The organism is Parasphingorhabdus sp. (genome assembly GCF_059726685.1).
Window position 1 is genome coordinate 3,225,614 of sequence record NZ_AP041068.1, and the last position, 13,614, is coordinate 3,239,227.

The 13,614-nt window shown below is 47.3% G+C and carries 12 protein-coding genes, 1 tRNA gene and 2 pseudogenes; 6 read left to right on the top strand and 9 right to left on the bottom strand.

Annotated features, from left to right (window positions below):
* Window positions 1-106 precede the first annotated feature (106 nt).
* Window positions 107-181, top strand: a tRNA-Glu gene (locus AC6I9Z_RS15870).
* A 376-nt stretch (window positions 182-557) separates the two neighbouring features.
* Here AC6I9Z_RS15870 and AC6I9Z_RS15875 read toward each other — a convergent pair.
* Together AC6I9Z_RS15875 and AC6I9Z_RS15880 are read right to left on the bottom strand one after the other, a co-directional pair.
* A complete protein-coding gene (locus tag AC6I9Z_RS15875) occupies window positions 558-1,115 on the bottom strand; it encodes a hypothetical protein (RefSeq protein WP_461459068.1) in 558 nt (185 codons plus the stop codon).
* 9 nt (window positions 1,116-1,124) lie between these two features.
* Window positions 1,125-1,553: pseudogene (locus tag AC6I9Z_RS15880) on the bottom strand (phage terminase large subunit family protein); the annotation flags it as partial.
* Between the two features lie 354 nt (window positions 1,554-1,907).
* Between AC6I9Z_RS15880 and AC6I9Z_RS15885 the strand changes: the two are divergent.
* The 4 genes and pseudogenes from AC6I9Z_RS15885 (at window position 1,908) to AC6I9Z_RS15900 (ending at window position 4,702) form a co-directional block, all read left to right on the top strand.
* Window positions 1,908-2,855 (top strand): hypothetical protein, encoded by a 948-nt coding sequence (locus AC6I9Z_RS15885; RefSeq protein ID WP_461459070.1) that lies wholly within the window; start codon window positions 1,908-1,910, stop codon window positions 2,853-2,855.
* 146 nt (window positions 2,856-3,001) lie between these two features.
* Window positions 3,002-3,703: pseudogene (locus AC6I9Z_RS15890) on the top strand (SOS response-associated peptidase).
* Window positions 3,704-3,723: 20 nt separating this feature from the next.
* Entirely contained in the window at window positions 3,724-4,227 is a 504-nt protein-coding gene (locus AC6I9Z_RS15895) for a surface-adhesin E family protein (RefSeq protein ID WP_461459072.1), read from the top strand.
* Between the two features lie 7 nt (window positions 4,228-4,234).
* Window positions 4,235-4,702 carry a hypothetical protein gene (locus AC6I9Z_RS15900; RefSeq protein ID WP_461459074.1) on the top strand — a complete coding sequence of 156 codons (468 nt, stop codon included), beginning with the start codon at window positions 4,235-4,237 and terminating at the stop codon, window positions 4,700-4,702.
* Here the strand turns inward: AC6I9Z_RS15900 and AC6I9Z_RS15905 are convergent.
* From AC6I9Z_RS15905 to AC6I9Z_RS15925, 5 genes are all read right to left on the bottom strand, one after another.
* A complete protein-coding gene (locus tag AC6I9Z_RS15905; protein ID WP_461459076.1) occupies window positions 4,683-5,054 on the bottom strand; it encodes a hypothetical protein in 372 nt (123 codons plus the stop codon). The two genes, AC6I9Z_RS15900 and AC6I9Z_RS15905, sit on opposite strands and share 20 nt — an antisense overlap.
* 566 nt (window positions 5,055-5,620) lie before the next feature.
* On the bottom strand, window positions 5,621-6,103 hold the full coding sequence (locus AC6I9Z_RS15910) for a hypothetical protein (protein WP_497811049.1): 483 nt from the start codon (window positions 6,101-6,103) through the stop codon (window positions 5,621-5,623).
* Between the two features lie 498 nt (window positions 6,104-6,601).
* Window positions 6,602-7,657: a hypothetical protein gene (locus tag AC6I9Z_RS15915; protein WP_461459080.1), complete on the bottom strand. Its 1,056-nt coding sequence runs from the start codon at window positions 7,655-7,657 to the stop codon at window positions 6,602-6,604.
* A gap of 107 nt (window positions 7,658-7,764) precedes the next feature.
* Window positions 7,765-8,853, bottom strand: a complete 1,089-nt coding sequence (locus tag AC6I9Z_RS15920) for a hypothetical protein (RefSeq protein WP_461459082.1) — start codon at window positions 8,851-8,853, stop codon at window positions 7,765-7,767.
* A 748-nt stretch (window positions 8,854-9,601) separates the two neighbouring features.
* Entirely contained in the window at window positions 9,602-10,144 is a 543-nt protein-coding gene (locus AC6I9Z_RS15925; protein WP_461459084.1) for a recombinase family protein, read from the bottom strand.
* 416 nt (window positions 10,145-10,560) lie between these two features.
* Between AC6I9Z_RS15925 and AC6I9Z_RS15930 the strand changes: the two genes are divergently transcribed.
* Window positions 10,561-10,722, top strand: coding sequence for a hypothetical protein (locus tag AC6I9Z_RS15930; RefSeq protein WP_461459085.1), 162 nt, complete (start codon window positions 10,561-10,563; stop codon window positions 10,720-10,722).
* 165 nt (window positions 10,723-10,887) lie between these two features.
* On the opposite strand, the gene AC6I9Z_RS15935 is transcribed toward AC6I9Z_RS15930, so the two are convergent.
* Both AC6I9Z_RS15935 and AC6I9Z_RS15940 read right to left on the bottom strand, forming a co-directional pair.
* Window positions 10,888-11,088, bottom strand: coding sequence for a hypothetical protein (locus tag AC6I9Z_RS15935; RefSeq protein ID WP_461459086.1), 201 nt, complete (start codon window positions 11,086-11,088; stop codon window positions 10,888-10,890).
* A 110-nt stretch (window positions 11,089-11,198) separates the two neighbouring features.
* The gene (locus AC6I9Z_RS15940) at window positions 11,199-13,523 is read right to left on the bottom strand and encodes an EAL domain-containing protein (protein WP_461459088.1); all 2,325 of its coding nucleotides are present in this window, start codon (window positions 13,521-13,523) and stop codon (window positions 11,199-11,201) included.
* Between the last annotated feature and the right edge of the window lie 91 nt (window positions 13,524-13,614).

Sequence of the window (13,614 nt, forward strand, 5' to 3'; positions counted from 1 at the left end):
ATATCGGTAAATATGCCCGCAAACCGCCAATAAGGGGTTGACCAAAGCGTCCGATACCCCTAATCGCCCGAATTCGCTGCTTAGCGATGCCATCAGGCATTGGTGTGGCCCCTTCGTCTAGCGGTTAGGACGCGGCCCTTTCACGGCTGAAACACGGGTTCGATTCCCGTAGGGGTCACCATTTTCGATAAATGGTTTAAATACAGCAACTTATAGCTGTCCAAAAGTGAGTTGTATCACACCTCTGTTACACACTTTGTCCAGCCACAAATCATGTAAAACGAACCTACCCTTACTTGCTGAGTCAATGAATGATTTCTGCCAAAGTTTCCCATGCAGAATAGCGGAATCATAATCCATATGTCGGGGGTTCGAGTCCCTCCTCCGCTACCAGATAAACGGCCCGGAAAACTGGGATTTATTGCCGGTACGACGTCACAATAACTGTAAATCCGTGTTGCGTCATGCTGCATTCTAATACGTTGTTTTTCCGCCCTTTTCCATTCTCTCCGGCTGGTCCATGCAACATGGATGCAACATGGAAGGCCTGATTCAAGCTAATCCTGCATGATCCCACCATCAGCTTCAGAAGCCGCTTCTAAAAACATAGCGCGCCCATCTGGGCCATTCGGGCAGCGGTTCCAGAGGCGCTGAATCTTAGACCACCAATCGTCGAGCAATTCGTCTTGCGGAATCGCCATCATTTTCTGAAATACATCACCGCCTTGGCTTTCACGAATAGCATTCACCGCCTTTTTTGTGGCAGTGACGGAAAGGCCGTTGGTCTGGGCTTGGACTAGTATTTGTGCAGCCTCCTGATCGACCAGATTAGCCACAGCGGCGTGGTGAGCATAGGTCAGGCCATCCCAGCGTTCACCTTCCGGGAATCGTTTCGACAGGTCCATGGCAAGCTTGATATCGGCGCGCGACTTCCCGAACTGGACAAGTGCAATGGCTTGCGCCCGATCCCCGAATTCCCGGACCCCCTGTTCAAGCCATGCCGCAATCGACCACATAAGATTCCTATGATCGGCGGCGAGACGTTCGCCTTGCAAAGTCCATTCACCCAGAGATGTTACCGGGAGATTGCCGTCATAGGGTTTTAGGTCGTTCATATCTTGTCCTTACAGGTTCTTGAAATAGGTTTTGGCTTGGATGCTGCCATGCTTCTGCGCCCAATGCTTTGCGGCTATCCGCCTGAAATTATTGGCGGTCGCACCACCACGATAATGGGATGATGATGCCAGAAACTGCTTTATACCAAGGGTATTGGATTTGCTGCCTTCGCGGCTGTCCAATAACATGGCATCCCATGGCTTGCAGTCCCGGATCGCGGGCTGAACTTCGGTCTTAACGAAAGACTGGGCGTCCGTTTCTGTTGGTTGCCAGAATCCGATATTACGCTGTTTGTGAACGGTTAAATAGGCATTGGCGGCAATCAACATCTTCGTGCCGCCCATACGGGCTGGTTTGTAGAGATTGACCCGTTCGATCAGGTCTGATCCCATGCAGTTTAGAATAGCGCGCTGTAACGGTGTTGTCGTCCATTGGCCGCTACTATTGCTCGACTCGGCGCTTAGAACGAAGTTCTTATCAGCCCAGTCGGCGCATAATAATTAGGGCGGAACCGCTAGAACTGTGGCGAAGGCAGTGTCGAGAATAGGTCTGGGATCGGTTCGGACGGCCTGCATGGGAATGCTGTGCTGTAAACTAGTGACGTTTCGCTACAGGCGGTGGAAAGCTGCTTAAGGCATAAAAAATGAACTTCTGTTCAAAGTGAACTTCACCAAGGTATTTCTAGTCTTTACACAATTCATCCACTTAGATGAGCGAATTATTTAGGTATGAATCGTTCAGATGATGTGCCAGTTTCGAACTTTCTCTAAAAGATGCAAAAAGGGTTTCCAATGGAAGACAAGGTCTATGCTCTAACTAGGTTTTCAAAAGAAGAATTCGACAAGATTAAGAAGGCAATTAGACACTACACCTCTGAAGATCAAAGGCTTGGAGAGCTGGTAGGTTATTTTGATAGGGATGAATATATCACATATTATGCCTCACCAGACGCGGAGTTTAGCGCTCAAACTGCTGGTGATTTTCCGCAAAGAACGATCTTTATCAATTCACAGTTCGACAGCGATTATCTTGATGGAATGGTTGCAAATGGATCATTTACAATGATGTTGGCGCAATCGGCAAACTACAGTGACGGTGACTTTTTTGATGAAGTCTTTCGCACCAGAAAGGCGCAACTACAGCGGCAAAAAGATAGACTGGAAGCAGACGAGATAAAGAAAAACGAGTATCAGGAGAAGTTAATAGAAATACGCGAGGAGAAGCGTTTAAGTGACTTTTTAACGTACAGCGAGAAGATGGATAACATATTTCAGCAATTAGATGATGATGATGAAACTGCGCGAAATGAACAGGCCAAGATCAATCGTCAGGAGCAGCAACAAAGGGAGCGCAAGAGGCAGGCGGAAGAAAAGCAAGAACGGGATCGAATCAGGGCGATACGAGTCGAGACTCAGCGCCAATTGGATGATGAAAGAGAGCAAGAACGACGGAGACGCAATGAGGAATTTAGTCGAACCGCCCGAACGGTCAATCCTGACGATGGCGGACCTGACGGTGGTGGACATGGCCCGTTGGGGGTTGAAAGCGCCGACGAGTTAATAAGGCGCATGACGGCTTTAGCTGCCACTGACAATTCTGGTATCAGGCCAACTTGTGGAACCGTTCCTATACGAGTTTTTACTGAAAAAGGGGGGCAACCTCTCACAGGTAAGTTGAATATGGAGATTCAATTTGATCAAAATAGCCTGAACAGTGCGGTTCACTTGCAACTGGGATAGATTTCTAACAGCCGATTTTGTAATTTGAATTACCGTCTTAAAGCTGTGAAACAACACTTGTCAAAGCCCGCCTATATCACTGAACGACCATTTTGCTCATCGCTGCCGGCATTGCGGCTCACACATCGACTTGTTAGTTTACACAGATGTGCGGAAGAAAATATGCAAGCGAAGAACTGACTTGGGCTAAATATCGGGAAATTCTTGATATCACCGGGACTCCATCAACCAACCTACAGCCAAATTACAATATCGTGCCGACGTATATCATGCCGGTTGCGGTGCATGAGGGTAGCAAGCATGTTTTGAAGCCGATGCAATGGGGACTGATCCCGACTTAGCAGAAAGACCGGTCGCGTAACTATTCGATGATCAATGCGCGTGCGGAGACTTTGGAGGAAAAGCCCAGTTTCAAGAACTTGTTGAAATCATGTCGATGCGCCGTTCTGGTTTCAGGCTTTTTTGAATGGAAGCGCGACGGAAAACTGAAACAGGCACACCGGATTCAGCGGGCCGATGGTGCGCCCATGATACTGGCAGGCCTTTGGGCTGATAATGGCTATCTGGAAACGACGACCTATTCGGTAATCACGACAGGCGCGACGCTAGACTTCGAACCGATCCATAATCGCTTACCCGCCATTCTTGAGCCTGATCAGGTCGCGACATGGCTTCAGGGCAGCTGGACAGACGCCAAGCCAATGACAGAGCCTTATGGCGGTGATCTGGATGTCAGGCCGGTTAGTAACGATGTCGGCAATGTCAGAAATAATTCCCCGGAACTGTTCAAACCGACCCATTGCACAGATTTTACTTCATTCCTTCAATATTACTCGACACGGCACTGAACAGGTTTTAGCAAAGTTCTATGAAATTAAAGAAATTATTTATCGCTAGCCTGTGCGCCCCGTTTCTTACATCAATGGCGATGGCGCAAGATAAGGCCAGCAAAGACGATACGGAGTTTCAGGCCCTATTCACAGAGTGGGCCGACGATCCCGTTGTCGACAAAAATGACTGGAACGAGTTTACCCCCGTTGATGATAACGAATGGCTGACGGTCGTTACCGGTGCTAATGGCGCAATTCATATGATCAGAGCCAAAGATTTGAACAATTTGAAAAATATGGCACCAAGAGTCTGGATAAAAACAGATCACAGTAAAAACAAAACCGTCGACTATCGGTCGATGATGGAACTGGTCAGATTTGACTGTGCTGCCGATAAGTACACGGTATTAAGTCAAACCTCGCATATGCCCGACGGCACTGTTGGACATCGCTGGAAAGGCCATGACACAGATTTTATCACCCCAGAAACTGTTGCCGATGCTTGGGCGCAGGCCGTCTGTCCATCCGCTATCCGGGATTAATAGGCTAATGAAAAAGCAGACACCGTCAGAAATTGTCGACATGCTGCAAGAATTTTCAAACGACTGGGAAGTAGACTTCACAAGCCGCATGATCCAGCGGAAATCCCGATCAATCGGGATCAAGTTCCGTGAGTTTATCTGTCGAAAAAAATATCCAGTCAAATTGATTTATCGTGGTGTCGCATCTTGGCAGAGTTCCGTTAACGGCATTTCGCATAGCCCTGTTATTGATCGAGACAGCTGGGAGGTAAGCGGCCACCCCGAAAAGTTTGTAATGTTTGGTGATTGGCGCATTCGCACTACAGATTTAAAGTATCTCAAAAACGGGCCACTTATTTACAAAGATACGCAAGAGATAGCAGTTCCAGCTTATTCAGCCGCAGCAAAAGTGATCACGTTCATCAAAGAATGGAGTGTGCCGGGTCTGATCATAGGAGTACTGGGAATTGCTGTCTCTATTTGGTTTTCGAATTGAACCGATGGCTTGACGTCGCTCGATAGTTACGCCGCTCAATTTGTCTCATGTTGGCGAAGCGCAGCTGACTCATGACATCCGCCGTTAATTCGATTCCCGCCCGCCGTGCAATTCCGTTCAAGCAGGTCTGGGCAGTAGTGCCGCGAAGATAATTGGCCTGACACTCACTGTATTGCCTTGATCCATCATCTTGCACCGTCTTCCAGAATTGATCATAGAACTCACGATCATTATCAGGTCCAGTGGCGTATAACCAAGCCAGTATGAAGCGCAGGGCGGGAGACGGCGGAACACGTGCTTTGCGGGCCTGTGTAACAATATTCGACAGCGCGGTTATCGCCAAAAAGGTCATTTTTTCCTGTGAAACGGACATCGATCCAAGGTAGAACAGATCAGGAACAAATATCAATCTGAAAAGGCATCAGGATTTATCCACCTAATTGTCCCCGTATTTCGGTGAAACATATCGACATAGTTATTGGAGGGTTAGGCTTTGATGTATAAATAGATGGTGCAGCGTCCTTTTAGGAAATCATGCTGTAAAATGGAGGTGAATATGCGTTGAATATTGAAGTGATATGTCTGATTGTTCTTGCAACAGTCGCATTTGTTGATCTTATAGCGAAAGTTATTTGGCAACTACGGGCCTAGGCAATCCGTCGGGGCTAGGCTTGCAGGCCTAGTCCCACTTAAAAAATAAGGGACGCGAGCATTGCAGTGCTAGCGTCCCTGTAATTTTCAAGTGAATATACATATTCAATCGAAGTGATAGGTAACATATATTGTTCCGTGATGCTTTTGTCAAGTTGTTGCCATGCGTCTAAAAAGTTCATAAGCCTCTGTAAACAAAGATTTAAATGGACGATCAGGTTGCTAAATAGTTAATATCAGGAAACTTTTTATCCGATATTTGGCCATCTAGCCCAGTCCGATATCCTGTTTAAACGCGCGCGCCAGATCGGCAAATTCTCCTGATGTCCGGCGAAGTTCCATGTTGTTTGTAATGATTTTAGCGGTTCCCTGCCCAGAACTATCGGTATCGGCGGCGAATGCCTGTGGAAGCCGCATTGTCAAATTGCTGAAGAATCCCTGTCCCGAAACACTGAATTCGACTTCAGAAATCAAGAGATTTTGACGGATGTTAGCGGCTGGTTCTTCGATATAAACAAGCTGGTTGATGCCCCATAATTGCCTAGAATCATTCCGATCATCGCGGAAGGCAGATTTCACTGTGACCGTGGCCGACAAGGTACGGCCACCGAAGCGCCGTCTCGCGTAATCCCCGATATTTTCCTGAATTTCAGACTCGCCATCCGAAATAATGGTGATTGGACGGTGTCTGGTTTCAGCACTGTTCTGGAATCGCTGTTCCAGTCTTTGCTTCCCTTCAAAGTCCCGCACTGTGCTGTTTTGCTGAGCCTTCACAATGACTTCAGAAAATGATTTCGATAGATCATGATCGACATCCAGCCGAACATATTGCCCACGCCCGACGCTGGCGAATATCGCGTCTGAGGGAGTCTTGGAAACAATCAGTCTGTTTTCGCCATCGGTATAGCGGTCATGCCGTTATTTTCGGCAAGATTGCGAATGATTGAAAACGGCGTTTCGTTGACGGCGACGCGGAATCCTACACGCGGAATAGCCCGCACAAAAACAGGAACTTGGGTAAAAATCTCCGCTACGAAAATTTCGGAGAAAACAAGTTCCCGGAGGAGCATTTGTCCGAAAAACTTCTAAGTGCAAGCGGGGGCGTCAATAATCTCATCATTCGAAGTTCTGTTTTCGGATAAATTTGCGGCTGAGAATGAGAGCAGGTTCGAAACGCCATTGCCTCTTTGTCACCATCGGGACCAACGGGTTGCTGCCCACCCGCGCCGACAACAAATGTGATTTAGGTTATGCGGTCAAGCTCCGCCAATATTCAGCAAACAACTTGGAGCAACTGCCGTTTAAGGTGTCGATTGAGTATTGATCACGGGAGCCCATTGACCGCCCCTTTAACATGTACTCGATCTGTGATCGAACCACCTTTGTATCGCTGTCTGACAGGTCGTAAGTTGTTGCAAAAACATTTTGTATGTTACTCTTTTTGTCGATCTTGGCCTTGCCGTCATCAAGCAGTTTTATATTCTGGTCATGAAACGCAAACCCGAGAAATATCAATGTCTCTGCATCCGCTATTTGAGAGCGAATGCTTTCCAGTACGAAACCATCATCCACGCTTTCCGAAAAGGTCTGTATGCGCTTTGATACATCATGTAGGTTGTATCGATCAGAGCCGAAAGGCACGAACCCCTCTGAACCTGACTGGATTGAGCCCAAGCTACCATAAGGATGTATGATGTTAACGTTACTCAATATTTCTAATGCCGCATCCTCAGTAGTCCTAAAGTAGACCTGAATAGCTCTAAGCAAGAAAATCTCAAGGCAACGATCATAGTTGAAGACAATGAAACTAATATTGTCGAACGCTGAGGCTGGAGCATTGCTGGGTACGCCAGAAAACAACTGTTGCCCCAAGCTTCGATACCATGTGTCGGCTATAGTACTCATTGAGAAAGGTTTTGTGCCATCCGATGTGGGGGCAAACTTACTACCCCGCTCTGCTGACAGAATTGCCTTTGCAATCCCTAGCTTCCCTATCAGGACGTACTCATCATTCGTTGCATGCGTTTCCAAAAATGTATCAATAGAGGGAGCGAGACCCATAGCTTCTGATATTTCTCGCCCTGACGCTATAAACCTATTTTTACCCCACTTATTGGCATCGGAAGAAGCGAGGCCTCTTAGAACATGATATATTTGGGTATCACCAGTTTTCAGACCATCAGAATGTTCTACATAGAAATTGGTCAGGCCAGCGATCTCACTGGTAAGTTTGTTACCCACAGGGACATCTGCCTCGGCGCTAGCACCTGCACCTAATACGAAAACAGTTTTTGAGTTAAACATTGCAAATAGTTAGCCACTTATTGCGCACTTAACAATCCTGTGGAGTGTATCAAAAAGGCTCTGCGAAGCTAATCGCAATGACTAAGTTGGAAACACATGTGTCTGTCTCAACTTATGGTCTTAACTTCCCCTACGATATCTGCATTAGTAAGTGTGGGGGTTTTGCCTTTCCACCCCGAGGCAACTCTGACATTTCTTATCAATTTTACCATATGCTCCAAAGTTTGAGACGCATAGGCTAGCCCATCAAAGCTGCTCTCAACGTAATTGCTGTAGCGCTTTAGAGCAGCTTTGATTGCTGATTCGTCTTGAGAGTATATTGCTTTTTGACCCTCATCAGCAGTCCATACAGTGTTGTCGCTGTCTAGTATCGGATAGTGCAGAAGTGGTAATGTCAACGACGGACCACATGTCTGGTTCCTCAATTGACAAAAGTGAAATTCACTGGACCTACCAACGGGAGCTACGTGCACGATCTCATTTCGAAGCGTGCTAAAGTTGTAAAGCCATTCCCCTTTCTTCCCTGCTACAGAAAGCTGTACAGCTAGCTTGTGTGGGTTGGCTTTAATCTTCTTTAAGAAACTGCTGAAAGTACCCAGTGGCTCAGACTGTCCTAGGATATGGTGCCATACAGTTTCGGCAATGTGATCGCGGAAAGAACCGGCATCAGCTACAAAGCCATGAATAGCGGCGTCAATTTCTCGCATAAAACCGTTGCTGAATAGAAAATTATCATCATTGGTTTTTGATTTTTGTGAGCGAAGACTTGCGTTGTAGGCCACACTTAGTTGCATCAAACGAATATCTAATAAATCGAGATAGGTAGTGCAATTTACTGCAACCTCAACGACGTCATATTTTTCTTCCTCAATCGCCAAATACCTGATCTCCGACCAAGCACGTCTTTCATCCATCAATAAGAACCCCGATGTTGGAAAAAAACACTGCCAGTCCGATGGTGACAGCCCCTTCAAACTAGCGGTGTGGGGAAACTCAACTCCTATCGGTGTCAATCCTAGCTGTTTCAGTGAGCTATACAGTTGAGGGTATCTCGGAGTTGCAAACTCTATGAGCGGCTTCTCCAAAGCAATCTGGATAAATACTTTGTCCTCACGCAAGTCGATTGCTCTAAGGCCTCCGAGCAGGTGCACAATTCTGGGTTGCAATGGTCCATCATCGCTTCCACCTTTTGCCATATGCGCTCCCCTTCTAGTCACCTATGAGTGATGGATACTGAATAACACGGAACAGGCAACCTTCTGCATCGGCTCTTTGTCGCTTACCCACCAAGCGTTTTCAAATGACATCTAGATTGATCGAGGATTGCGCCTCAGAGTGATTTCAAAGGCAAAGCGATCCCAAGAATAGGACGAATTCTAAGAGTGTCTTTGTGACGTCGGTAGTGCGCAGTGGATTCAAAATCTAATGTTCGAATTTCGTCCAATCCAATTCTTGCACCGAAATCTTATTACATCTAAACGGTTTGCGCACTCGGTAAATCCCGCGTGTGGGGCTTTAGAAACCCGAAACACAGACGCCGGTCAGTTAATTCTGGCCGGGTGGCCGTCACGTATGTCCAGAGCTCCGCTTAAAGGTGGCGGCGCTCTGACGTCTGTGCAGGGTTCTAAACACCCGGCTTAAGTCCGGGTTGCCTCTTATTTTTGGAGGTAGTAAAATGAATAAACAGGAAAATAGCGAAGAAATCGATCAGCCCAAGGGGTATCAACCTCCGCCAGAGCTATTAGAACCTATCCTTAGTACCAATATGATTATTATATTGGGCTTCACTGCCGTAATCGCTACGTTGTTTTTCCTATTCTACGTAGACAAACCAGCTCAACGGATGTCAGATTGCTGGACTGAAACATGCCGCAAAGAAATGGCGGAAAGTGCACGGCGCCAATTGAGAGGATACTAAATCTTGCCATTGGCGAGTTTGGACGGTCAGGCTAGTAATCGATAGACGCTCGCTCTCCCGATATTCAACTGCTTTGCAATAGCTGCCGCTCCCATTCCAGTTTGTTTAAGCTTCTTGACCTCCTCTGGATCAATCGATGCCGGGCGGCCTTTATAGACTCCTCTGGCTTTCGCTTTCTCAATACCTTCCCGTTGCCGTTCTTTCCGAATGGAAGTTTCAAACTCGGCAACAGCACCCAGAATGCCAAGCACCAATTTGCCCATTGATGTCGTGGTATCGACTGCTCCTTGTTGAAGGCATCGAAACCCAACTTGCTTTTGCGATAGTTGTTCGATGATATCGTACAAATCTTTGCCGGAGCGGGCCAACCGATCAAGGCGCGTAACCACCAATGTGTCACCCTCCCTAAGCCATTCTAAGGTGTCTTTGAGCGCAATTCTGTTGTTCGTTGAAGTTCCACTCTGCTTTTCTGCAAACAGCTTCTTACAGCCCGCATTTTCCAGTTGCTCTTTTTGTATGTCCAAGCTCTGACCAGCCGAACTTACACGTGCATAACCAACTACCGTCATTCAGGTTTCTCCTGTCTCATTTGATTCTAGAGTCAGAAGAAATTATCGCCTCATAATGGGAAGCGAAGTCATCCGAGACAGGATGTGGAAACGGCGAGACGCCTCGGATGAGTTTAACAAAATAAGACAGCTTGAAAAGGATTACTCTCAGCGGTTTACCTGAATAGGGGTACCTGAACTGGATTACCGTCTCAGGAAAAGCTTATGTCCGCGGTATCTAGGAAGCGAACATTAGAGATTACTTCTGAGCAACGCCTATTTCTTGAGTTCATGCCTCTGATGAAAACTAGGCTATCGTTATAAACAATGACATATCATAGCTTGAAAAACTAACAATATCATGTATTTAAGAAGAAAAAGATACTTGTTTTCGCAGGAACCAGATCCGCTGGAAGGGAAAAGGCTGATGAACTGCGATGGATGAAATTATAGAAGATTTGCAACGTATCTTGAGCGCGCTAGACGATGCCGGACAAAGCATGGCTGCGATCAAGGTTGCCGAAGCCATAGATTTTTTAGAGCGGGATGGAGCTATTCTGCAAGCCAATCAAGATGCAAAGTCTGACAACGAAAATTGATCGTATTGTTTCCCGCATACCGATTCAGCCTTAGAAGCACCGGCAGCTCTATTAATTAACGAGATAGTTTGAGGCTGACTTTGCGTTCAAAGTCGTACTTGGGGCTAATGGCTGTCCTATACCGAAAGCGGACATAAAAATCGAAACCAAAAGACCGGAACCATTTCAAGGTACAGCTTTCCATTCGCCTTCTTTGATACCCACCACATTCGGAACCCTTGAAACATCCTCTAGATCAATTGTGAAGCCGTTGCGCTCAGCGAGTTCAATTAGCTGATCGAGATTTCTTACTCCGGCATAAAATTGCATGGGTTCTGCCCCACCGGTAATCTTCACCCACCAAACTTCTTTCAATGACTTTGCCATGTTGAAACGATTTTGCAATCTATCGGACGATTGTGAACGAAAGTAACCGTCAGAAATCGACCTAATAGTCACTTAACTCATTAAATCAAAAGGTGAAAGGGAAAGAAGGTTTAAGCTGATTTGCGCTCTTGAAGGGCTGTCGTTTCAAGCCAGGCGGCCCGAAAAATTTCTGCAGTAACCGGTTTGGAGATGTGCCAACCTTGGCCGATATCGCATTTCATTCTAGTCAACAGGTTCAAGCAATTCTCGTCCTCGATACCTTCGGCAACAACTTTGAAGCCGAGTGCATGCGCCATTTCAATTGCTGACTTCACGATCACCTGATTGGACTTTTCAGTGACTATGGTTTTGACAAAGCTTTGATCAATTTTGATTTCATCGGCCGGAAGACGCTGCAAGTAGCTCATTGTCGATTGTCCGGTACCATAGTCATCAATGGAAACCATGATCCCCGCATCTCTGATGCGTTGCAAAGCCATTATGGATAAATCGGGATCTGCCAGCGTCGCCGTTTCGGTTACTTCAAAGGTCACTTGCTGATTCGGGGCTTTGGAACCCTCCACCAGCGCAATGGCTTTTTCAACAAACATGCTGTCGCCAAGCAATTGCGCTGAGATATTCACCGAACAACTCAAGCCGGGTCGGGCGTCTTCCCAAGAGGCCAGATCCAGCAATGCGGATTGCAGAACAAACAAGGTGATATCATCGATCCGGCGGGCTTTTTCCAGCATTGGAATAAAGAGGTCCGGGCTGATTCTGCCACGTTCCGCATGGTTCCAGCGCACGAGCGCCTCCGCTCCGGATAATCTGTCTTCCTTCAAGTCCCATTTGGGCTGATAGACAATATTGATATCGCCATTGGCCAGGGCCTGATCCAAATCGACGAGCAGGCTTTGTTTTTCGCCTACCGCGCTGGCTTTTACAGCATCGTGCCACATCCACCTTTTGCCGGCATAGGCAGCCTGTTCGGAAGCTATTTTTGATTTATCGATTGATTCATCGCTGATACCGAAACTGACATCAAGTCGCACTTTTGAGCCGCCGGCGATGACCGGAGAATGAAAAAGCGTGGCCGCCGTGTCAAAATGGGCCGCAATGTCTTCACGATATTCGTCTTTGACGATCCAGGAAAAAATATCGGAATCGAGATGATATACACAACCGTCAACCGCCAGAAATTTAAGCCGTTCAGCAATGTTTCCGAATAATTCAATCCGGGACTCAACATCAGTAACCACCAACAGATCGCGAAATTCCGAAATTCGCAGCGTGGCGATATTGGCCCCGCCATTCTTTCTCAACCACTGTTGGAGAGCAGTTTCGTTGGGTAATTTGCTGGTTTCATTGTAAAATTGACTTTCATTCAAAGCCAACCGGGTCCGGGAGAATTTTTCAAGCACAAGAAAAATGAGCAGGAAAAAAAGCGCCGGCACATTCGAATAAGTCAGATAGCCATTTTTTTCGAACGCCAGGATACTGGCAAACAAAGCCAGTCCGATGATCCAAACGGCACCGGTCAACATCGTGTGAGAGCAGCGTCCCGACAGGACCAGTATCAAGAGAAAAGCAGAAGCGGCTATGAGGGGAGGCCATTTCCCCAAATTTTCCATGTCGGTAGATTGCAACATTGTTTCTGCCGCCAATGCCTGGATCAAGACACCTGGCACCACGCCGAACCGGCTGATGGGATAGCGGTCACCCAGCTCGATTGCAGTGGCGCCGACAAGGATTTTCTTTCCCTCTATAGACTGCGGAAGAACATTGCCTTCAAGCACATCGATAAAGCTGAGCCGGGGAATGGTGCTTGGGTCTATGGATTGATCGATCGCGAAGCTTTTCTCAATATTGCCAGAGGAATCGGCGAGCATGCTGGCAAGCGACGGGCGGACAGTGCCATCGGTTACGGTGCCATAGCTGTATGTATTGAGTTGCCCATTATTATCGGGATGCACATTAACAGACGCTAGGAAAGCATGCGCTCGCAGTTCCTCGATTGGCAAGCTTTCGACATAGCGGCTTTGATCGGCGGCATCTTTCTGCCGGAATGTGGGAAGCACGACAGAGGCATCTGATCGGGCAATGGCTTCGGCAAATTCCTGGTCCTGCTCTGTCGTAGAGTGCGCAGAAAAATCGATATCGAATATTATCTGCTCGGCACCCAGGCCAGAAAGCTTATCAATTGCTTGGGCATAATGGCTTCGCGGCCACGGCCAGCGATCAAGAGCCTGAAGTGACTTTGCATCAATCTCGACCAGCAGGAAATCCCCCGAAGCAGGCTTTTCCAGGATCTCCGCGCGAAAAGTCTGAAAACGCTGCTCCACATCGCCGCCGATACCCGCCATGACCAGCAACACCGCCGAAAGCAATGCCAGTATCCACGCAACCAAGAGCCGGTGCGCGGTCAACAGATCAATAAAAGGCAGTTTTCCGTTCAAAACGGTCTCCCTGAAAACGAGAATCCCTCTTTAGAACAGATGGTTGTAATTTTGGTTAACTTGGCATCAACCGGACTGATGCTTGTTGGTC

Bases quoted from the DNA above. Each gene is read 5' to 3' on its own strand.
- AC6I9Z_RS15875 (WP_461459068.1), bottom strand. From the start codon at position 1,115: ATGAACGACCTAAAACCCTATGACGGCAATCTCCCGGTAACATCTCTG.
- AC6I9Z_RS15885 (WP_461459070.1), top strand. From the start codon at position 1,908: ATGGAAGACAAGGTCTATGCTCTAACTAGGTTTTCAAAAGAAGAATTC.
- AC6I9Z_RS15895 (WP_461459072.1), top strand. From the start codon at position 3,724: ATGAAATTAAAGAAATTATTTATCGCTAGCCTGTGCGCCCCGTTTCTT.
- AC6I9Z_RS15900 (WP_461459074.1), top strand. From the start codon at position 4,235: ATGAAAAAGCAGACACCGTCAGAAATTGTCGACATGCTGCAAGAATTT.
- AC6I9Z_RS15905 (WP_461459076.1), bottom strand. From the start codon at position 5,054: ATGACCTTTTTGGCGATAACCGCGCTGTCGAATATTGTTACACAGGCC.
- AC6I9Z_RS15915 (WP_461459080.1), bottom strand. From the start codon at position 7,657: ATGTTTAACTCAAAAACTGTTTTCGTATTAGGTGCAGGTGCTAGCGCC.
- AC6I9Z_RS15920 (WP_461459082.1), bottom strand. From the start codon at position 8,853: ATGGCAAAAGGTGGAAGCGATGATGGACCATTGCAACCCAGAATTGTG.
- AC6I9Z_RS15925 (WP_461459084.1), bottom strand. From the start codon at position 10,144: ATGACGGTAGTTGGTTATGCACGTGTAAGTTCGGCTGGTCAGAGCTTG.
- AC6I9Z_RS15930 (WP_461459085.1), top strand. From the start codon at position 10,561: ATGGATGAAATTATAGAAGATTTGCAACGTATCTTGAGCGCGCTAGAC.
- AC6I9Z_RS15935 (WP_461459086.1), bottom strand. From the start codon at position 11,088: ATGGCAAAGTCATTGAAAGAAGTTTGGTGGGTGAAGATTACCGGTGGG.